At 72.8% G+C, this 18,589-nt stretch carries 17 protein-coding genes; 11 read left to right on the forward strand and 6 right to left on the reverse strand.

What is annotated here, in order from left to right:
• The 3 genes from AB0K65_RS22735 to AB0K65_RS22745 form a co-directional block, all read right to left on the reverse strand.
• Positions 1–1,150, reverse strand: a 1,150-nt coding sequence (locus tag AB0K65_RS22735; RefSeq protein ID WP_365719463.1) for an ABC transporter transmembrane domain-containing protein, incomplete at its 3' end; no start/stop codon positions are given.
• Between the two features lie 233 nt (positions 1,151–1,383).
• The gene (locus AB0K65_RS22740) at positions 1,384–3,117 is read right to left on the reverse strand and encodes an ABC transporter ATP-binding protein (protein ID WP_365719286.1); all 1,734 of its coding nucleotides are present in this window, start codon (positions 3,115–3,117) and stop codon (positions 1,384–1,386) included.
• A gap of 15 nt (positions 3,118–3,132) precedes the next feature.
• Positions 3,133–3,747: an NAD(P)H-dependent oxidoreductase gene (locus AB0K65_RS22745; RefSeq protein ID WP_365719288.1), complete on the reverse strand. Its 615-nt coding sequence runs from the start codon at positions 3,745–3,747 to the stop codon at positions 3,133–3,135.
• Between the two features lie 77 nt (positions 3,748–3,824).
• On the opposite strand from AB0K65_RS22745, the gene AB0K65_RS22750 reads away from it, so the two are divergent.
• The 5 genes from AB0K65_RS22750 to AB0K65_RS22770 all read left to right on the forward strand — a co-directional run bounded on the left by AB0K65_RS22750 (position 3,825) and on the right by AB0K65_RS22770 (position 8,495).
• Entirely contained in the window at positions 3,825–4,583 is a 759-nt protein-coding gene (locus AB0K65_RS22750; protein ID WP_365719290.1) for an aminotransferase class IV, read from the forward strand.
• A gap of 97 nt (positions 4,584–4,680) precedes the next feature.
• Positions 4,681–6,390, forward strand: coding sequence for a right-handed parallel beta-helix repeat-containing protein (locus AB0K65_RS22755; protein ID WP_365719292.1), 1,710 nt, complete (start codon positions 4,681–4,683; stop codon positions 6,388–6,390).
• Positions 6,387–6,803, forward strand: coding sequence for a hypothetical protein (locus AB0K65_RS22760; RefSeq protein ID WP_365719294.1), 417 nt, complete (start codon positions 6,387–6,389; stop codon positions 6,801–6,803). Before AB0K65_RS22755 ends, AB0K65_RS22760 begins: the two co-directional genes overlap by 4 nt.
• Positions 6,804–7,224: 421 nt before the next feature.
• A complete protein-coding gene (locus tag AB0K65_RS22765) occupies positions 7,225–7,731 on the forward strand; it encodes a hypothetical protein (RefSeq protein ID WP_365719296.1) in 507 nt (168 codons plus the stop codon).
• 134 nt (positions 7,732–7,865) lie between these two features.
• Positions 7,866–8,495 (forward strand): class F sortase, encoded by a 630-nt coding sequence (locus AB0K65_RS22770; protein ID WP_365719298.1) that lies wholly within the window; start codon positions 7,866–7,868, stop codon positions 8,493–8,495.
• A 43-nt stretch (positions 8,496–8,538) separates the two neighbouring features.
• Here the strand turns inward: AB0K65_RS22770 and AB0K65_RS22775 are convergent, their stop codons facing one another.
• Positions 8,539–9,318, reverse strand: a complete 780-nt coding sequence (locus AB0K65_RS22775; protein WP_365719300.1) for a TSUP family transporter — start codon at positions 9,316–9,318, stop codon at positions 8,539–8,541.
• Between the two features lie 321 nt (positions 9,319–9,639).
• Between AB0K65_RS22775 and AB0K65_RS22780 the strand changes: the two genes are divergently transcribed.
• From AB0K65_RS22780 to AB0K65_RS22800, 5 genes are all read left to right on the forward strand, one after another.
• Positions 9,640–10,896, forward strand: a complete 1,257-nt coding sequence (locus AB0K65_RS22780; protein WP_365719302.1) for an FAD-dependent oxidoreductase — start codon at positions 9,640–9,642, stop codon at positions 10,894–10,896.
• 1 nt (position 10,897) lies between these two features.
• Positions 10,898–13,435, forward strand: coding sequence for a nitrite reductase large subunit NirB (gene nirB / locus AB0K65_RS22785; protein WP_365719304.1), 2,538 nt, complete (start codon positions 10,898–10,900; stop codon positions 13,433–13,435).
• Positions 13,436–13,440: 5 nt separating this feature from the next.
• Entirely contained in the window at positions 13,441–13,773 is a 333-nt protein-coding gene (gene nirD / locus AB0K65_RS22790) for a nitrite reductase small subunit NirD (RefSeq protein ID WP_365719306.1), read from the forward strand.
• Positions 13,774–13,931: 158 nt separating this feature from the next.
• Positions 13,932–14,516 (forward strand): TetR family transcriptional regulator, encoded by a 585-nt coding sequence (locus tag AB0K65_RS22795; protein WP_365719308.1) that lies wholly within the window; start codon positions 13,932–13,934, stop codon positions 14,514–14,516.
• A gap of 89 nt (positions 14,517–14,605) precedes the next feature.
• Positions 14,606–15,367 carry a glucose 1-dehydrogenase gene (locus AB0K65_RS22800; protein ID WP_365719310.1) on the forward strand — a complete coding sequence of 254 codons (762 nt, stop codon included), beginning with the start codon at positions 14,606–14,608 and terminating at the stop codon, positions 15,365–15,367.
• A gap of 15 nt (positions 15,368–15,382) precedes the next feature.
• Here the strand turns inward: AB0K65_RS22800 and AB0K65_RS22805 are convergent, their stop codons facing one another.
• Complete coding sequence (locus tag AB0K65_RS22805; protein WP_365719312.1) at positions 15,383–15,793, reverse strand: VOC family protein; 411 nt, start codon at positions 15,791–15,793, stop codon at positions 15,383–15,385.
• A gap of 331 nt (positions 15,794–16,124) precedes the next feature.
• Between AB0K65_RS22805 and AB0K65_RS22810 the strand changes: the two genes are divergently transcribed.
• Complete coding sequence (locus tag AB0K65_RS22810) at positions 16,125–17,285, forward strand: alkaline phosphatase PhoX (protein WP_365719314.1); 1,161 nt, start codon at positions 16,125–16,127, stop codon at positions 17,283–17,285.
• A 37-nt stretch (positions 17,286–17,322) separates the two neighbouring features.
• Here AB0K65_RS22810 and AB0K65_RS22815 read toward each other — a convergent pair whose 3' ends face one another.
• Positions 17,323–18,345 carry a helix-turn-helix domain-containing protein gene (locus tag AB0K65_RS22815; RefSeq protein WP_365719316.1) on the reverse strand — a complete coding sequence of 341 codons (1,023 nt, stop codon included), beginning with the start codon at positions 18,343–18,345 and terminating at the stop codon, positions 17,323–17,325.
• Between the last annotated feature and the right edge of the window lie 244 nt (positions 18,346–18,589).

The raw sequence follows: 18,589 nt of genomic DNA on the forward strand, positions 1-18,589 counted from the left end.
CCACCGTCAGCGACAGGCCCTCGATGAGCGGCTTGTCCGGCTCGTAGCGGAAGGACGTCTTCTCGAAGGAGACCCGGCCGGCGGCGGGCGGCCGCGCCGCCGCGTCCCGGTCCGGGCGCCCGGGCGCGGCCGGGGCCGGTGACTCCTCGTCCGCGTCGAGCAGGTCGAAGACGCGTTCGGCCGAGGCGACGCCGGACTGGAGCAGGTTCGCCATGGCGGCGATCTGGGTGACCGGTCCGTTGACGTCGTAGGAGTACTGGACGAACGCCTGGACGTCACCGATCGACAGGGAGCCGGTGGCCACCCGCAGTCCGCCGACGACCGCGATGAGGACGTAGTTGAGGTTGCCGACGAAGGTGAGGGCGGGCTGGATGAAGCCGGACATGAACTGGGCGCGGAAGCTCGCCGTGTAGAGCTCCTCGCCGAGTTCGCCGAAGCGCGCCACCGCCTCCTCGCCGCGCCCGAAGGCGACGACCTCGGCGTGGCCCGTGAACATCTCCTCGACATGGCTGTTGAGGCGGCCGGTGACGGCCCACTGGCGGACGAACTGCGGCTGGGCGCGCCTGCCGATCCGCGCCGCCACGACCACCGAGACCGGCACCGTCGCCAGCGCCACCAGGGCGAGGAGCGGGGAGATCCAGAACATCATCAGCAGTACGCCGACGAGGGTGAGCAGCGCCCTGATCATCTGACTGAAGGCCTGCTGGAGGGTCTGCGTGATGTTGTCGATGTCGTTGGTGGTGCGGCTGAGGATCTCGCCGCGGGGCTGCCTGTCGACGTACGACAGGGGCAGGCGGGAGAGTTTCCGCTGGGCGCCGGCGCGCAGCCGGTGACCGGCCCGCTGGACGACCGCGGTCGCGAGCCGCTGCTGGAGCCGGTTCAGCGCGGCGGAGCCGGTGACGAGGGCGACGGACAGGGTCAGGGCCCGGGCGACCGCGGGGAAGTCGACCCCGGCCGGGCTCCTGGCACCGGAGACGACGAGGTCGGTGGCGTGCCCGAGGATGAGGGGGCTGAGGACGGCGAGGCCGACGGCGGCCGCGGCGGCGGCGAGCACGGCGAGGATCAGGGGGCGCTCCGGGGCCATCGTGCGCAGCAGCCGCAGACCGGAGGAGCGGAAGTCCAGGGACCTCTCGAGGGCGGGGGCGCTCAGCCCGGGTCCTCGCTGCCGGACGGCGGGGCCCCGGCGCTCGGGGGTCCGGGAGACGGGCCGGGTGCCCGGTGCGGGTGGGGTGGGCGAGGTGCGCGAGGTCCCTGGGGACTGCGTAGCGCGAGAGGGACCCGAGGCCCCTGAGAGACCCGAGGTGCGAGAGGGACCCAAGGCGCCCGGGGTGCGCGGGGTACCCGGCGTGCGCGGGGCGGGCCCGTCCTTCGGGCGGGTCTCGCTCATGCCGCTTCCTCCTCGGTGAGCTGGGAGAGGACGATCTCCCGGTAGGTGGGGTTGTCGCGCATGAGTTCCTCGTGGGTGCCGCTGCCGACGGCCCGGCCCTGGTCGAGGACGACGATCCGGTCGGCGCCCCGGATGGTGGAGACGCGCTGGGCGACGATGACGACGGTCGCGTCGGCCGTCTCCCGTGCGAGCGCGTCGCGCAGGCGCGCGTCGGTGGCGTAGTCGAGGGCGGAGAAGGAGTCGTCGAAGAGGTAGACCCGGGGACGGGCGACGAGGACCCGGGCGATCGCGAGCCGCTGGCGCTGGCCGCCGGAGAGGTTGGTGCCGCCCTGGGCGACCGGCGCGTCGAGCCGTTCGGGGAGGTCGCGGACGAAGTCGGCCGCCTGCGCGACCTCCAGGGCGTGCCACAGCTCCTCGTCGCCCGCCTCGGGCCTTCCGTACCGCAGATTGCTCGCCACCGTCCCGGAGAAGAGGTACGGCTTCTGCGGCACGAGGCCGACCGTGCGGGCGAGCAGGGTGCGGTCCATGGAGCGGACGTCGACGCCTCCGACGAGGACCTCGCCGCCGGTCACGTCGAACAGCCGCGGGACCAGGCCCAGCAGGGTCGACTTGCCGCTGCCGGTGGAGCCGATGACGGCGGTGGTGCGGCCGGGGAGGGCGGTGAGGTCCACCGCGCGCAGGACGGGTTCCTCGGCTCCGGGGTAGCTGAAGTCCGCGCCGCGTATGTCGAGCCGGCCGGGGCCGTGCAGGTGCCGGACGGGGGCGGAGGGCGGGGCGACGGAGGGTTCGGTGTCGAGGATCTCCCGGATGCGTTCGGCGCTGACCTCGGCGCGGGGCATGTGCATCAGCAGGAAGAGGACCATCATCACCGACATGAAGATCTGGAGCAGGTAGCCGAGGAACGCGATCAGCGAACCCGCCTGGAGCGCGCCGGAGTCGATCCGGTGGGCGCCGACCCAGATGATGCCGACGGTGGCCAGCTCCCAGACGATCAGCACGATCGGGAACATCAGGGCCTGGAGGCGTCCGACGCGCATGCCCACGGAGAGCAGGTCGTCGTTGGCGGCCGCGAACCGGCGCTGCTCGTGCCGGTCGCGGACGAAGGCGCGGACGACGCGGACGCCGGTGACCTGCTCCCGCAACACCCGGTTGACCCGGTCGACGCGCTCCTGCATCCCGCGGAAGAGGGGCCGCATCCGGACCACGACCGTGCCGACGGCGCCGCCGATCAGCGGGACGAAGACGAGCAGGAGCAGGGCGAGCGGAATGTCCTGGTCGAGGGCCATGACGATGCCGCCGACGCACATCAGGGGGGCGGCCACGAGCATCGTGAGGACGAGGACGGCGAACGTCTGGACCTGCTGGACGTCGTTGGTCGTGCGGGTGATCAGGGAGGCGGTGCCGAAACGGCTCATCTCGCGTGCGGAGAAGTCCTGGACGCGGCGGAAGACGGTGATACGCAGATCACGGCCGATGCCCATGGCGATCCTGGCGCCGACGTAGACGGCGGCCGCCGCGGCGGCCGCCTGGAGGAGGGTGACGGCGGCCATCAGGCCGCCGCCGGACAAAACGTGCGCGGTGTCGCCGCGCAGGACGCCGCGGTCGATGACGTCGGCGTTGAGGGTGGGCAGGGTGAGGGAGGCGAGGACCTGCAGGAGCTGGAGGAGGACGACGAGGGCGAGTGTCCGCCGGTGGGGCCGCAGCCGCCCGGCGACGAGTCGCAGGAGCATGGGTGTCCGTCCCGCTCAACCGGTGTAGGCGCGGACGGCCTTGGCGTCGCGCAGGGCGCGCGCCCACCAGGCGATCTGGTCGAGCATCGTCTTCGCGGCGGCGTCCGGCCCTGTGGGGTCCTTGTGCCGGCCGTCCTGTCCGAACTGCCCGTGGACGAAGGGGAAGGCGACCGAGTCCCGCATGGTGACCGCGTGCAGCTCGGCGTAGATCTGGCGCAGTTGCTCGACCGCCCGCAGGCCGCCGGAGATTCCGCCGTAGGAGACGAAGCCGACGGGCTTGGCCTGCCATTCGGTGTAGTGCCAGTCGATGAGGCTCTTGAGGGAGGCGGGGAAGGAGTGGTTGTACTCGGGGGTGAGGACGACGAAGGCGTCGGAGGCCGCGAGAACCGGGGAGACCTTGGCGAGTTCGGCGCGGACCTCGGGGCCCGGCGAGTGCGAGAGGGAGGTGGGCAGGTGGATGCCGGCCAGGTCGACGACGTCGACCCGGAAGTCCTCGCGCTCGGCGGCCCGGTCGAGGAACCAGTCGGCGACGACGGGTCCGAACCGGCCCTCGCGGTTGGAGGCGATGACGACGGCGAGCGTGAGCGGCATGACGGAGTCGGCGGACTCCGTGGAGTCGATGAGGTCCATGCGGACGATCGTGTTACCTCAAGTTTGGTTGAGGTCAAGCGCCGTTTCTCCCGGGGCCCCCGGCATACGGTGGAGCCATGACCACGGCACCCGTGCACGTCGAGATCGACGGCTCCCCCGCATCCGACCCCGCCCTGTCGGCCACGCTGATGAGCGGCTACGGCCACTTCACCGCGATGCAGGTCCGTGACGGCCGGGTACGGGGTCTCGGCCTCCATCTCGACCGGCTGGACCGCTCGACCCGCGAACTGTTCGACCGGGCGCTCGACCCCGGGCACGTCCGCGCATCGGTGGCCGGCGCCCTGAAGGCGGCGGGACGGCGGGACGCGGCGGTCCGCGTCCACGTGTACGAGGGCGTACGGCTCGTGGTGACGGTCCGGGAGCCCGCCTCGATGCCTCGCACCCCGCAGAGCCTGAAGTCGGTGGACTACTGGCGTCCGGCCGCCCACATCAAGCACCTCGGCGGCTTCGGCCAGCGCTACCACGGCGGCGCGGCCCGCCGGGCCGGCTTCGACGAGGCGCTGCTGACCGGTCCGGGCGGCGAGATCGCGGAGGGTGCCGTCGCCAACATCGCCTTCTGGGACGGCGCCTCGCTGGCGTGGCCGTCGGCGCCGGCCCTGCACGGGATCACGATGGCCCTGCTGGAGCCGCGCCTCGGGTCGGTGCGGCGCCGCGTCACGCTGGAGGACCTGCCGGGACTCCGCGCGGCCTTCGTGGCGAACGCACGCGGGATCGCCGCGGTGGAACGGATCGACGACACCCGGTTCGAGGTCGACGAGGAGTTGATGGAGCGGGTGTACGCGGCGTACGACGCGGTTCCCTGGGACGAAGTCTGAGCCAGGTCGCGGCAGGCCAACTGCGCGCCCGGGTCGCGCCGTTCACCCGCTCCGGTACCATCGACGGCTCCAGACGAGGGCATCGGGGGTCCGGGAGATGGTCGCGAGGTACGTGGTCTCTCCGCGCGGCGGCCGTCGCGCCCACCCCGACATCTCGTCCGCCCTGCGCGCCGCCGCCGCACGCGGACGGGCCGCCGTGATCGAGATCGCTTCCGGCCATTACGAGGAGACGCTCACCGTCCGGGGCGAGGTCCGGCTGGTCGCGGCCGACGGTCCCGGCTCGGTGAGGGTGAGCCGGGCGCACGGCGGCGTCCTGGAGGTCTTCGGCGCGGTCGAGGCCGTCGGTCTCGCGCTGACCGGCCGCGGCGCCGACGTCGTCGCCTGCCACGGCGGGAGGCTCATGCTGGAGCACTGCGAGATCCGGGCGCACGACGGCGTCGCCCTGCACGCGCGGCCCCACACCTTCGTCACCCTCCGGGACAGCGTCGTCCTGTACGGCCGCACCCTCTTCACCGGTTCCGGCGGACTCGTCGAGCGGTGCCGGTTCACCGGGGCCGCCGACAACGCGATCGCCGCGATCGAGGGCGCCCACGTCTCCGTCCGGGCCAGCCGGATCGAGGACAGCCGGATCCACGGCGTGCGCGTCAGCGACGCCCGCGCCGAGGTCACCGGCTGCGAGCTGACCGGCACCGGGCAGGCCGCCCTCATGGCGGACACCCGGGCGGAACTCACCGTGGCGGACTGCTCGATCACCGCCGTGCACGCCGAGGGAGTCATGTTCCTCGACCAGTCCCGGGGGACCGTGGACGACACGCACGTGACGGACGCGCTGCACGGGATCGCCGCGGCGAACGGCTCCGACCCGGTGGCGCGCCGCTGTGTCCTCACCGCCTGCCGCGACACCGGCATCAACGTCCGCGCCTCGGCCCGGGGCAGGTTCGAGGACTGCCGGGTCGTCGACGCGGGCAACGTCGCCGTGTTCTCGACGCAGGGCGGCGCCCCCGAGGTCCACGGCGGCCACATCACGGGGGGCAACGTCGGCATCGCCGTCACCGACGGCGCCAGGGGCCGCTTCGCCCGCGTCGAGGTCCGGGATCTGACGGGCACCGCGCTGCGGGTCCGGGACGGGGCCCGGGGCGTCTTCGACCACGTCCGCGTCGACCGCTGCCCCTCGGGCCTGGACACCACCGGCGACGGCGGCACCACGGCCGAGCTGACCGACGTGGTGTTCCGCGACTTCGACATCACCGCGGTGACCGTCCTCGGCCAGTCCAGGGTCACGCTCAGGGGCGTGACGGCGCAGCGCGGCACGGTGGGTTTCGGCGTCGGCGAGGAGGCCCAACTCCTCGTCCACGACAGCCGTGTGGCAGCGGTCAGGGTCGGCGGCGCGGTCGCGTACGACAGGGCGAGGCTCGTCGCGCGAAACCTCACCGTCGCCGGGTCGGAGGGGTGCGGCCTGAGCGCCTCCCACTCCGCCTACGTGGACGTCGCGAACGGCGAGTTCACCGACTGCGCGACCGCGGGCGCCGCCTTCACCGACGAGAGCGCCGGCCGTCTGGTCGAGTGCTCGGTGAGCGGGACGGGCGAGACCGGCGTGCTGCACAACGGCCGCGTCGACCTCGTCTCGGTGCACACGTCCCTGCCGGTCGTCAGGAAGACCGTCCGCACGGTCGAACCGATCCCGACGGTGATCCACAACCATCACATGGGCCCGGTCATCTACGGCCCGGTCAGCAACGCCCAGCTGGCCTGGAACAACGAGCAGGTCATCCAGCAGCAGTCCGAAGGGGAGGATCCCGGCCCATGAGCGACCCGCGGAACCCGAACGACCACCACGGCCCGCGCTTCGACGCGCCCGTATCCCATGCGCAGTTCGCCTGGGGCAACCAGTCCGTCACCCAGAACCAGCAGAACGTGGGGGGCCACGGCGCGGTCGCCCCCGGGTTCGAGGCCCTCGCCGAGCTGGTCACCGAGCTGCTCCGGCAGCTGCCCCAGGCCGGCCTCGCCGACCGGGACCGCGAGGACGCCGAGGCGGCGGCCGACGAGGTCCTCGCGACGATCACCCGGCCGGACGCCCCCGAGCCGGGCAGGGTGCGCCGCGCGGTGGCCGCGCTCAAGGGGGCGCTGGCCCCGGTCGCGACGGGCGTGGTGGCCGGTACGGCGGTGGGGGCGCAGGAGTGGGCCCGCGCGGCGATCGAGGGCCTGACCGGCCTGGTCTGAACCGGCCGGTCTGAACCGGCCGGTCCGAAGCGGCATGCCGAGGTGAGCCCGGCCGGGTGGCGAGGGCCGGCCCGGCGGGGGGCCGGCCCGGCGGTGGCCCGGCCCCGTGCGAGCCGGGCCGGCGGTGGGGCCGGCCCCGGAGCGGCCTCGTCCGAAACGGGCGGCTTGACCCGAAGCGGCCTGGTCCGACGGCGAGGCTGCCCCCTGGGCTCACCCGTTCGGCGCGTGCCGCCGACATCCACCCCACCACCGGCCCTGACCTGCGCAAACAGTGCCGGGGCAAGCCGACACACCGCACCGGACAGCGTAATTCTGACCCTCCATCAGCAGGCGCGTGGCGCACCGCGGCTCTTACCTCGGACAAGAGGAGACGGCTCGCAACGGCCGCTCGGAAGACCGCTCGCGCGCCACGGAGGACCCCATGCGCACCACTGCCCGCCTGCTCACCGGTACCGCGTTGTCGGTCGTCGCGATCGGCGCCTTCGCCGCACCGGCCGCGTACGCCGGGGACTACCACACCCTGGAGGTGTACCCGTCCTCCGCGACGCCGGGCACGACCATCACCGTCAACACCCTCGCGTGCGGCCACAAGGGGCACGGCATCGGCGACGCGCAGTCCCTCGGGGCGGGCGACTTCCAGCTGAACCCGAGCACGCACAAGGAGGTCGTGGTCGGCCAGTTCACCGTCCCGCAGCACACCCAGCCGGGCACCTACGGCATCAGTGTCGCCTGCGACAACGGCAAGACGGCCCGCGGCGACCTCGTCGTCAAGCACCGCGGCCCGAGCGGGCACGTCCAGACCGGCGTCGGCGGCAGCGTGGGCCCCGACACCGCCCAGGTCACGGCGGGCGCGGCGGTGCTGGCCGCGACCGCCGTCGGCGGTACCTGGCTCCTGCGTCGCCGGGCGAGCGGCGCGCAGGGCCGTTAGCCGTACCGCACGTCCTGCCCCCGTCGCGCGCCCGCATACGGCCCGGCGGGGGCAGGGCCACATCCGGACGACGGCACCGGCGGCGACGCTCGCGACAGCGCCGCCCCGGGAGCCGAGAAGGGAGACCGAACGCCGTGAGCAACAGGAGCAAGGGCTGGGGCATCGCGGTCGCCGCGTGCGTCGGCGTCTGGCTCGTCCAGAACGGGTCGGAGAACGTCACCCCGCCCGTCCCCTCCGCCGCGCAGGCCTTCGCCGCGGGCCCCAACGAGCACACCGACGCGGCCGCCGACCCCCTGCCGCCCTCGGCCCCGGTCCGGCTGCGCATCCCCGAGATCGACGTCGACACCCCGATGACCCGGCTCGGCCTGGACCCGAAGGGCTCGCTCGAGGTGCCGCCGGCGAGCGACCGCAACCTCGCCGGCTGGTTCGGGGACGGCACCACGCCCGGCGCCAAGGGCACCGCGATCGTCGCCGGACATGTCGACAACGCGCAGGGACCGGCCGTCTTCTACGCCCTCGGCGCGCTCCGGAAGGGCAACCGCGTCGAGGTCGACCGCGAGGACGGGCGTACCGCCGTCTTCACGGTCGACGCCATCGAGGTCTACGACAACGAGGACTTCCCCGACCGGAAGGTCTACGGCGAGCGGGACCGGGCCGAGCTGCGGCTGATCACCTGCGGCGGCGGCTTCTCCGAGAAGTCCGGCTATCAGGGGAACGTGGTCGCCTTCGGGCACCTCATCGGGGTACGCGGGACGGCCTCATGACCCCCTGTCCGGGCGGCCCCGCGGCCGCGGTGACCGGGCCGCCTCATGACCACTGGTCGAAGGCGAGCTTCGCGACCAGGGAGAGCACGACCACGAGCAGCACCCCGCGGACGAACTCGGCGCCCTTGCGCAGAGCCATCCGCGCCCCGATCATCCCGCCCGCCAGGTTGAACACCGCCATGACCGCCGCCAGCTGCCACAGCACGGTGCCCTGGTAGGCGAACATCGCGAGCGCCCCGGCGTTGGTGCAGACGTTGACGATCTTGGCGGTGGCGGAGGCGGTCACCAGGTCCAGATGGAGTACGGCGCTGAGCGCCAGGACGAGGAAGGTGCCGGTCCCCGGACCGAAGAGGCCGTCGTAGAAGCCGATCCCGCCGCCGACCAGCACGATCGCGGTGACGACCCTGGCCCGGCCGACGGGGGCCTTGCTCCCGCCCCCGGTGCCGAAGGACGGCCGCAGCATCACGAACGCGGCGACCGCGAGCAGCACGACCATGATGACCGGGCGCAGCACGTCGCTGCTGATGCCGGCGGCGAAGAAGGCACCGCCCATGGACCCGGCGAGGGCCGCGAGCCCGATGCGTACGGCGGTCTTCACCTGCACCGGCGCCTTGCGGACGTACGTGACGGCGGCGCCGGAGGTGCCGACGATGGCGACGGCCTTGTTGGTGCCGAGGACGTGGGCGGCGGGCACGTGCGGGAGCCCGAGCAGCAGCGCGGGCAGCAGGAGCAGCCCTCCTCCTCCGACCACGGCGTCGATCCAGCCGGCCACCAGGGCGGCGGCGCAGAGCAGCAGAAGCGTGGTCAGGGATATGTCAGGCATGATCCCGAGCCTAGGGAGGGGTTGGATGGCCCGTCCATCGATCCCCGGAGCCCTGAGCTACATCTGAGGTTGCCGTCCACCGCCGGGAGACGGCCGGGAGCGGCGCACCCGCCCCGGAGGAGCGGCCCGCGAAGGCGGTGAGGGTGATCCGCCGGTATACGGGAGATCCCCGGCGCGGAGCCGCAAAGGCTCACACCGCCGCCCGCTCGCCCGTGAGCGGCGCGCGCCTCACAGCGTGCTCCCCCGCGGGCTGAGATCAGCGTTCCGTACGGGAAACAGTCGGGATGCCGACGGGTAACACCGGCCCCGCACTCTCGTGTCATGAGTACACGGATCGTGGTGGTCGGCGGCGGAACGGCGGGCGCCCGGCTCGCCCAGCGCCTGCCGGTCACCCTCCTCGGCGAAGAGCCGCACGCCCCCTACAACAGGGTGCTGCTCGCGGACGTCCTCGCCGGACGGTACGCGCCGGAGGTGATCGCGCTGCCCGCTCCCAAGGAGCCGGTGCGGCGCGGGGTGCGGGCGGTGCGGATCGACCGCGCCGCCCGGATCGTGGAGTGCGAGGACGGGACGGCGGTCGGCTACGACCGGCTGGTCCTGGCGACCGGCTCCAACCCGGTGCTGCCCCCGCTGCGCGGACTGCGCGGCTCGCGGCTGCCGTCGGGCGTCCACCCCTTCCGTACGCTCGACGACTGCCTGGAGCTGCGCGCCCTGGTGCGTCCCGGGATCCGCGCGGTCGTCATCGGCGGCGGGCTCCTCGGGGTCTCGGCCGCCCGCGCGCTGGCCGCTCTGGGTGCCGAGGTCGTGCTGACCCAGCAGGGCGAGCGCCTGATGGAGCGGCAGCTGGACGAGCAGGCGTCGGTGCTGCTGCGCGAGCACGTGGAGTCCCTCGGGGTGGAAGTGCACACCGAGTGCCGCGTCAGCGGGCTGCGCCAGGAGGACGGCGCGGTGACGGCCGTCGAACTCGCCGACGGTTTCGTGCTCGACGCCCAGGTCGTGGTGCTGGCCTGCGGGGTCAGGCCGCGTATCGGCCTGGCGAGGGACGCGGGCCTCGAGGTCCGCACCGGCGTCGTCGTGGACGACGAGCTGCGGACCTCCGACCCGTTCATCCACGCCATCGGCGACTGCTCCGAGCACGACGGCCGGGTCTACGGCCTGGCGGGCCCGGCCCTGGAGCAGGCGGACGCCCTGGCAGGCGTCCTGCTCGCCACCGCGGCCGACGCCTCCGACGCGGCCCGCACGGCGTCCGTGCCGTCGGCTCCCGTCCCCGCCGGACAGGGCGCCCGAGCCCCGTACACCGGCACCCGGGCGCTGACCCGCCTCACCCTCGGCGGTGCCGAGTCGCTCGATCTCGCCGCCTTCGGCGACGCCACCCCCAGGCCGGGCGACGACGTCGTCCAGCTGACCGACGCCACCCGCCGCGCCTACCGCAAGGTCGTCGTCCGCGGGGACCGCCTGGTCGGCGGCGTGCTGCTCGGCGATCTCGCCGCGGTCGGTGCGCTCGCCCGGGCCTGGGAGGGCGACGAAGCCCTTCCGCCCGCTCCCCTGCTCCACCTGCTCACCCACGACGGAGGCTCCTGAGATGTCGACCATGCCCGCGCACACCCCCACTGTCGTCCTGGTCGGCCACGGAATGGTCGGCCAGCGCTTCCTGGAGGCACTGGCGGACCAGGGCGTCACCGAGCGCGCCCGGATCGTGGTGCTCTGCGAGGAGCCCCGCCCCGCCTACGACCGCGTCCAGCTGTCCTCGTACTTCAGCGGCCGCACCCCCGACGACCTCTCGATGGTCGAGGACGGCTTCATGGAGAAGCACGGCATCGAGCTGTACGTCGGCGACCCCGCGGAGTCGATCGACCGCGAGGCCCGTACGGTCACCGCCCGCTCCGGGCAGGTCTTCCCGTACGACACGCTGGTCCTGGCGACCGGCTCGTACCCCTTCGTGCCGCCCGTCCCCGGCAAGGACGCCCGCGGCTGTTTCGTCTACCGGACGATCGAGGACCTGCTCGCCATCGAGGAGTACGCGAAGACCTCGACGACCGGCGCGGTCGTCGGCGGCGGTCTGCTGGGCCTGGAGGCGGCCGGCGCGCTCAAGGGTCTCGGAATCGACACCCACGTCGTGGAGTTCGCACCGCGGCTGATGCCGGTGCAGGTCGACGAGGGCGGTGGCGCGGCGCTGCTGCGCACGATCGAGCAGATGGGGCTGAGCGTCCACACGGGCACCGGCACCCAGGAGGTCGTGACCGAGGACGGCGTGGTCACCGGGATGCGTCTGTCGGACGGCTCCGAAGTGGCCGTCGACATGGTCGTCTTCTCCGCCGGTGTCCGGCCCCGGGACCAGCTGGCCCGCGACTGCGGCCTCACCGTCGGCGAGCGCGGGGGCATCGCGGTCGACGAGCGGTGCCGGACCTCCGACCCCGCCGTCTTCGCGATCGGCGAGTGCGCGCTGGCCTCGGACGGCCGGGTGTACGGCCTCGTGGCGCCCGGCTACGAGATGGCGCTGACGGCCGCGGCGACGATCGCCAGCGCCGAGGAGCGGTCCTTCACCGGGGCGGACATGTCGACGAAGCTGAAGCTTCTCGGCGTGGACGTGGCGTCCTTCGGCGACGCGCACGGCACGGCCGAGGGCTGCCTCGACGTCGTGTACTCCGACTCCCGCTCCGGGGTCTACAAGAAGCTCGTGATCGACCAGGAGGGCAGGCTGCTCGGCGGTGTGCTGGTCGGTGACGCCGACTCGTACGGCATGCTGCGGCCGCTCACCGGCTCGGTGCCGCCCGTCTCCCCCGAGCAGCTGGTGCTGCCGGCGGGCGCCGGTGCCCCGGTCGCGCTCGGCCCGTCCGCGCTGCCGGACGACGCCGTCATCTGCTCCTGCCACAACGTCACCAAGCACGCGATCACCCAGTGCTCGACGCTGCCCGAGGTCAAGAAGTGCACCAAGGCCGGTACGGGCTGCGGCAGCTGCGTCAAGCTGATCGGCCAGCTGCTGCCGTCGGCCACCGACAAGGGGCTCTGCGGCTGCTTCTCGTACACCCGCAGCGAGCTGTACGAGATCACCCGCACGCTGCGGCTGACGTCCTTCGCCGAGCTGCTCGACTCGCACGGCCGGCCCGAGGCGCGCGGCGGCGAGGGCTGCGAGGTCTGCAAGCCGACCGTCGGCTCGATCCTCGCCAGCCTGGCCCCGGCGCTCGAACTGGGCGGCTACATCCTCGACGGGGAGCAGGCCGCCCTCCAGGACACCAACGACCACTTCCTGGCCAACATGCAGCGCAACGGCTCCTACTCCGTCGTGCCGCGCATCCCGGGCGGCGAGATCACCCCGGAGAAGCTGATCGTGATCGGCGAGGTGGCCCGCGACTTCGGGCTCTACACCAAGCTCACCGGCGGTCAGCGGATCGACCTGTTCGGCGCCCGGGTCGACCAGCTGCCGGCGATCTGGACCCGGCTCGTCGACGCCGGCTTCGAGTCCGGCCACGCCTACGGCAAGTCGCTGCGCACGGTGAAGTCCTGCGTCGGACAGACCTGGTGCCGCTACGGCGTGCAGGACTCGGTGAAGATGGCGATCCAGCTGGAGCTGCGCTACCGCGGCCTGCGCTCCCCGCACAAGCTGAAGTCGGCGGTCTCCGGCTGCGCCCGCGAGTGCGCGGAGGCCCAGTCGAAGGACTTCGGCATCATCGCCACGGCCAACGGCTGGAACCTGTACGTGGGCGGCAACGGCGGCGCGACCCCGCGTCACGCCGACCTGCTGGCCAAGGACCTGTCGGACGCCGAACTGGTGCGGCTGATCGACCGCTTCCTGATGTTCTACATCCGGACGGCCGACCGGCTGGAGCGCACCTCGACCTGGCTGGAGCGGCTGGAGGGCGGGCTCGCCCACCTGAAGGACGTGGTGGTGCACGACTCGCTGGGGCTGTGCGACGAGCTGGAGGCGCTGATGGCGGCGCACGTCGAGGACTACCAGGACGAGTGGGCGCAGACGCTCGACGACCCGGACAGGCTGCGCCGCTTCGTCTCCTTCGTCAACGCGCCGGACGCGCCGGACCCCTCGGTCAGGTTCGTCCCGGAGCGCGACCAGATCAAGCCGGACCTGACGGTCCTCACCATCGGATCTCTGGAAAGGGTCTGAAGCAGATGAAGCTCGAACTCTCCCACGACGTGGCGGCGGACGCGTGGACCGCGATCTGCGACGAGTCCCGGCTGACGCCGGGCCGGGGCGTGGCGGCGCTGCTGCCCGACGGCCGGCAGGCGGCGCTCTTCAAGGACCGCTCGGGGCGCGCGTACGCGATCGACAACCGCGATCCCTTCACCGGCGCGCAGGTGCTGTCCCGCGGGCTGCTGGGGTCGGCGGGCGGGCGGCCCTTCGTGGCCTCGCCGCTGCTGAAGCAGCGCTTCGACCTGGAGACGGGCCGGTGCCTGGACGACGACGAGGTGACGGTGACGGTGTATCCGGTCCGCACCATCTGACGCACTCCGCACGATCGGACGCGCTGCGGCCGGTCCGGCTCGCTCCGAGGTATCCGGCTCGCTCCGGACGCCGACGGTCTCCGCACAAGGGGGTGCGGGGCCGGAGGCCGACCGAACATTGTTGACCGATCGTTCCGGATTGATCTAGGCTCGCAGGCATGGCCAGGACCAAGGAATTCGATCCGGACGCCGCGCTCCAGGCAGCACTCGAGCTGTTCTGGGAGCGCGGTTACGAGGCGACGTCGATGTCGGACCTCGTGGAGCACCTGGGGATCGGCCGCGCCAGCATCTACGCCACCTTCGGCAACAAGCACCAGCTGTACATGAAGGCGATGGACCGCTACCTCGCGACGCGGGACCCGCTGATGACCGAGGAGCTGTCCCAGCCGGGGCCGGCCCTGCCCGCCGTGCGCACGCTGGTGCGGCGGTTCGCCGCGGAGGCGGGGGCGGACGGGACCCGGACGATCGGGTGCTTCCTCACCAACTCGGCGGCCGAGCTGGGCGCGCGCGACGACATCGTGGCGCGCCGGGTGGAGCTGAGCTGGGAGCAGATCGAGACCCTGCTGCTCGCCTCGCTCACCCGGGCACGCGCGCAAGGCGAGCTGTCCGCGGACCGCGATCCGCGGGCGCTGGCCCGGATGCTCCTGGTCCTGATGCAGGGCATCCGTCTGGTCGGCAAGGCCTCGTCGGACCCCGCGAGGGTCAGGGACGCGGCGGAGCAGGCGCTGGCACTGCTGGACTGAGCACGGAAGAGGAGGGCGCCCCGCGGCGCCCCTTTTTTCGACCCGAATACTGGAACGTACGGTCAAAAAAACCAGGGAGTCGACACCACATGTCCGCACGCTTCACGCACAAGACCGTCCTCGTCACCGGCGCCGGCAGCGGCCTGGGCCGGGGCATCGCGCTCGCCTTCGCCGCCGAGGGCGCGAGGGTGGTCGTCTCCGGCCGCCGCGCCGCGCCCCTGGACGAGACGGTGTCCCTGATCGAGGCGGCCGGCGGCACCGCGGACGCCGTCACCGCCGACGTGTCCCGCGCCGAGGACGTCCGCGCGCTGGTGGCCCGGACCGTCGAGATCTTCGGTGGCCTCGACGTCGCGGTGAACAACGCCGGGATCTTCCGGGGCGGGCACGCGGCCGCCGACTTCCCGCTGGACGACTGGCGGGCCCTGCTCGACGTCAACGTCACCGGCGTCCTGCACGCGCTCCAGGCCGAGGTCGCCCACATGCGGGCCCACGGCGGGGGCGCCGTCGTCAACATCTCGTCCAACCTCGGCGCGCACGTCCGCGTCCCGGGCGTCTTCGGCTACCAGGTCTCCAAGGCGGCCGTCTCCGCGCTCACCCGCGCCGCCGCCCGCGACCACATCGCCGACGGCGTCCGGATCAACGCCGTCAGCCCCGGCCCCTCGGAGTCCACGATGTCGCTGCTGCCGGGCGAGACGGAGGCCGAGCGGGAGGTCCGGATCAAGGACCAGTCGCCGCTCGGCCGCATCTCGTCCGCCGCGGAGGTCGCGGCCGCGGTGCTCTACCTCGCCTCGGAGGACGCCGGCTCGGTCGTGGGGGCGGACCTGGTGATCGACGGCGGCGTCTCCGCCTGAGGCCCCGGGCGGGTCTCAGCCCTCGCCGGCGGCCGGGTCCATCCAGGCCAGCTCCCAGTGGTGGCCGTCGGGGTCCGTGAAGGACCGGCCGTACATGAAGCCGTGGTCCTGGGCCTCCGCCGCCGGTGAACCGCCGCTCGCCAGGGCCGTGTCGGCGAGCCGGTCGACCTCCTCCCTGCTCTCCGCGCTGAGCGCGAGCAGCACCTCGGAGGTCTTCGAGGCGTCGGCGACCTCCTTGCCGGGCGCGGTGAAGTCCTTGAAGCGGGGCTCGGTCATCAGCATCGCGAAGATCGTGTCGCTGATGACCAGACACGCGGTGTTCTCGTCACTGAACTGCGGGTTGAAGGAGTAGCCGAGCTTGCTCCAGAAGCTCTTCGAGGTGGCGAGGTCCTTCACCGGCAGGTTCACGAAGATCATCCGGGCCATGGTGGTCTCTCCTCTGTGTGGCGCTGGCGTCGTGCGCTCCGTTGCGGCGCTTTCACGAGGTAAGACGCCGGGGGCAGGCGGAACTCATCGCCGCTCCGGCACTTTCCTCGGAGATTCTCCCGGGATCCGCCGGGGCCCGCCGACGCCCCCGGGCGCGGGGGCGTCGGCCCCCGCCCGCGCGCCCGTCGCGCGGAGCCATCAGGCACCCGCCGCTTCCCCTTCACCGTGTGTTGCTGCACAGTCAATGCGGCACCTCTAGCTTCCGGAAGCGCGCGACCCCGCCGCCGACCCGGCGGCGGGGCGGTCATCACCACCCCCTCTGGAGTGAGACGTGGAGCGACGCAGTTTCCTGCGTGGAGCGGTCATCGGCACGTCGGCCGCCGCCTTCGGCGGCACCCTCATGCGCGGGGCCGCCTACGCGGCCCCCGCCCAGCCCGGCGCCGGTCCCTACGGGGCCCTGGGCGCCGCCGACGCCAACGGCATCCAGCTGCCCAGCGGTTTCACCAGCCGGGTGATCGCCCGGTCCGGCCAGAAGGTCGGCGGCACGGCGTACACCTGGCACAACGCCCCCGACGGCGGCGCCTGCTTCGCCGACGGCTCGGGATGGATCTACGTCTCCAACTCGGAGATCAACCCCGGCGGCGGCGCGGGCGCGGTGAAGTTCGACTCCGCGGGCTCCGTCGTCGGCGCGTACCGCATCCTCTCCAACACCCGCACCAACTGCGCGGGGGGCAAGACCCCCTGGAACACCTGGCTCTCCTGTGAGGAGGTCAGCCTCGGATACGTCTACGAGACCGATCCGTACGGCGTGAACGCGGCCGTGCGCCGGGACGCGATGGGCCGCTTCAAGCACGAGGCCGCCGCGGCCGACCCGGTCCGCAAGGTGATCTACCTGACCGAGGACGAGTCCAGCGGCTGCTTCTACCGGTTCATCCCCACCACCTGGGGCAACCTCTCCTCCGGGACGCTCCAGGTCCTGGTCGCCGGCACCGCCACCTCCGGCTCCTTCACCTGGCAGAACGTCCCCGACCCGGACGGTTCGCCGACGGCGACGCGCAGCCAGGTCGCCGCCTCGAAGAAGTTCAACGGCGGCGAGGGCTGCCACTACGCCAACGACACCGTCTGGTTCACCACCAAGGGCGACAACCGCCTCTGGCAGCTCAACCTCGCCGACAACACCTACGAGCTGGCCTACGACGACTCGCTGGTGTCCGGCGGCGGCGTCCCGCTGACGGGTGTCGACAACGTCACCGGCTCCTCCTCCGGCGACCTGTTCATCGCCGAGGACGGCGGCAACATGGAGATCTGCGTCATCACCCCGGACGACGTCGTCGCCCCCTTCCTGCGGATCAACGGCCAGTCCGGCTCCGAGATCACCGGACCGGCCTTCTCCCCCGACGGCAGGCGGCTGTACTTCTCCAGCCAGCGGGGCACGACCGGCAGCTCCTCCGGAGGCATCACCTACGAGGTGACGGGCCCGTTCCGCGCCTGACGCCCGTCCGGTGACGGGCCCGTCGCGTCCGTGGGCGTCACGACGTGACGGGCCCGTTCCGTACGTAGCACCGCTCCTCCGCGCGCCGTTGGGCGCTGCCCAGCAGGGCGGCGCCCAACGGCGTCAGCGTGTGCAGGACGGCGTTGCCGTGGCGCAGGGTGGAGACGAGTCCCGCCTCCCGCAGCACGCCGGCGTGCTGGCTCGCGGAGGCCAGCGACACCCCTGCCCTGCGGGCCAGTTCGCTGGTGGTGCCGCCGTCGCCGATGGCGTGCAGGACGGCGGAGCGGGTGTTGCCCACCAGCTTCGCCAGCGAGGAGCCGCCCGGCGCGCGGACCGTCGGGGCCTCGCAGTGCGTGACCGGGTAGACGAGCACCGGCGGCAGCGCGGGATCGCGGAGCACCACCGGGGTGCCGCGGCAGAAGTACGAGGGCTGGAGCAGCAGCCCCCTGCCGTCGAGGTGGAGGTCGCGGTCGACGGGATAGTCGGCCTCCAGGACCGGCGAGCGCCAGCGGAGCATCGGCGGGAGGGAGGCGAGCAGTTCGTCGGCTCCGCCGTCGAGCAGGGCGCGGCCGCGCACGGCGCGGTCGGCCTCGACGCGGGCGCGGACGTCGGGCCAGTACGGCTCGATGGCCGCCCGGTGGTAGCCGCGCAGGGCGCCGATGAGCCGGCTGAACGGCTCCGCGCCGCCCTCGGCGAGCGCGCGCAGCGAGTGCGGCACGGTCCGGCCGCCGGTGCGGTCGGCGCCGAGCAGCGAGAGTTCGGTGTGCAGGCGGGCGGCCGGGGTCGCGCGGACCGCCTCCAGGCCCTCGTCGAGGCCGCTGACGCCCTCGGCGGGGGTCAGGAAGTCGGGGAAGTAGCCGCGGCTGGGGATGAGGGCGGCGAGCAGTCGCGTCTCACCGTTGAGCCGTGTGCGGGTTTCCGAGCGCCATTCTCCGTAGACGACGGGCCCGCGCCGGTCCCTTAAACGGTGAAAACTGAGAATCGTTTCCCATAGAACGTCCGGCCGGGCTGCCATGCGCACTCCCGCCAAGTCGTTTCCTGTGAAATGAATCCGGAGCATCGAACCCCCACCTGTGCACTCGCAACCACCCCCTTCAATGAGTATGCACAGCATCACTGCACGTTACCAGGGTGTTTCAGCCACACTTGAAAAGCATCGCGGAGGACGGGGGCAAACCGAAAAGCTGTGCGTGTCGGGCAGGAAACCTTCAGGACCGAGGTGACGTGACGAAGACCGTGGGGGGCTTCGCACGTCCGGCGGCGGTCGGCGAGGTTGCGGCTCACCTGCCTGGCACGGGTAAACG

Source organism: Streptomyces sp. NPDC053755, assembly GCF_040677675.1.
GTDB lineage: Bacteria > Actinomycetota > Actinomycetes > Streptomycetales > Streptomycetaceae > Streptomyces.

Coding starts and splice junctions, on each gene's coding strand:
- AB0K65_RS22740 (WP_365719286.1), bottom strand. CDS start 3,117: ATGCTCCTGCGACTCGTCGCCGGGCGGCTGCGGCCCCACCGGCGGACA.
- AB0K65_RS22745 (WP_365719288.1), bottom strand. CDS start 3,747: ATGGACCTCATCGACTCCACGGAGTCCGCCGACTCCGTCATGCCGCTC.
- AB0K65_RS22750 (WP_365719290.1), top strand. CDS start 3,825: ATGACCACGGCACCCGTGCACGTCGAGATCGACGGCTCCCCCGCATCC.
- AB0K65_RS22755 (WP_365719292.1), top strand. CDS start 4,681: ATGGTCGCGAGGTACGTGGTCTCTCCGCGCGGCGGCCGTCGCGCCCAC.
- AB0K65_RS22760 (WP_365719294.1), top strand. CDS start 6,387: ATGAGCGACCCGCGGAACCCGAACGACCACCACGGCCCGCGCTTCGAC.
- AB0K65_RS22765 (WP_365719296.1), top strand. CDS start 7,225: ATGCGCACCACTGCCCGCCTGCTCACCGGTACCGCGTTGTCGGTCGTC.
- AB0K65_RS22775 (WP_365719300.1), bottom strand. CDS start 9,318: ATGCCTGACATATCCCTGACCACGCTTCTGCTGCTCTGCGCCGCCGCC.
- AB0K65_RS22780 (WP_365719302.1), top strand. CDS start 9,640: ATGAGTACACGGATCGTGGTGGTCGGCGGCGGAACGGCGGGCGCCCGG.
- nirB (WP_365719304.1), top strand. CDS start 10,898: ATGTCGACCATGCCCGCGCACACCCCCACTGTCGTCCTGGTCGGCCAC.
- nirD (WP_365719306.1), top strand. CDS start 13,441: ATGAAGCTCGAACTCTCCCACGACGTGGCGGCGGACGCGTGGACCGCG.
- AB0K65_RS22795 (WP_365719308.1), top strand. CDS start 13,932: ATGGCCAGGACCAAGGAATTCGATCCGGACGCCGCGCTCCAGGCAGCA.
- AB0K65_RS22800 (WP_365719310.1), top strand. CDS start 14,606: ATGTCCGCACGCTTCACGCACAAGACCGTCCTCGTCACCGGCGCCGGC.
- AB0K65_RS22805 (WP_365719312.1), bottom strand. CDS start 15,793: ATGGCCCGGATGATCTTCGTGAACCTGCCGGTGAAGGACCTCGCCACC.
- AB0K65_RS22815 (WP_365719316.1), bottom strand. CDS start 18,345: ATGCTCCGGATTCATTTCACAGGAAACGACTTGGCGGGAGTGCGCATG.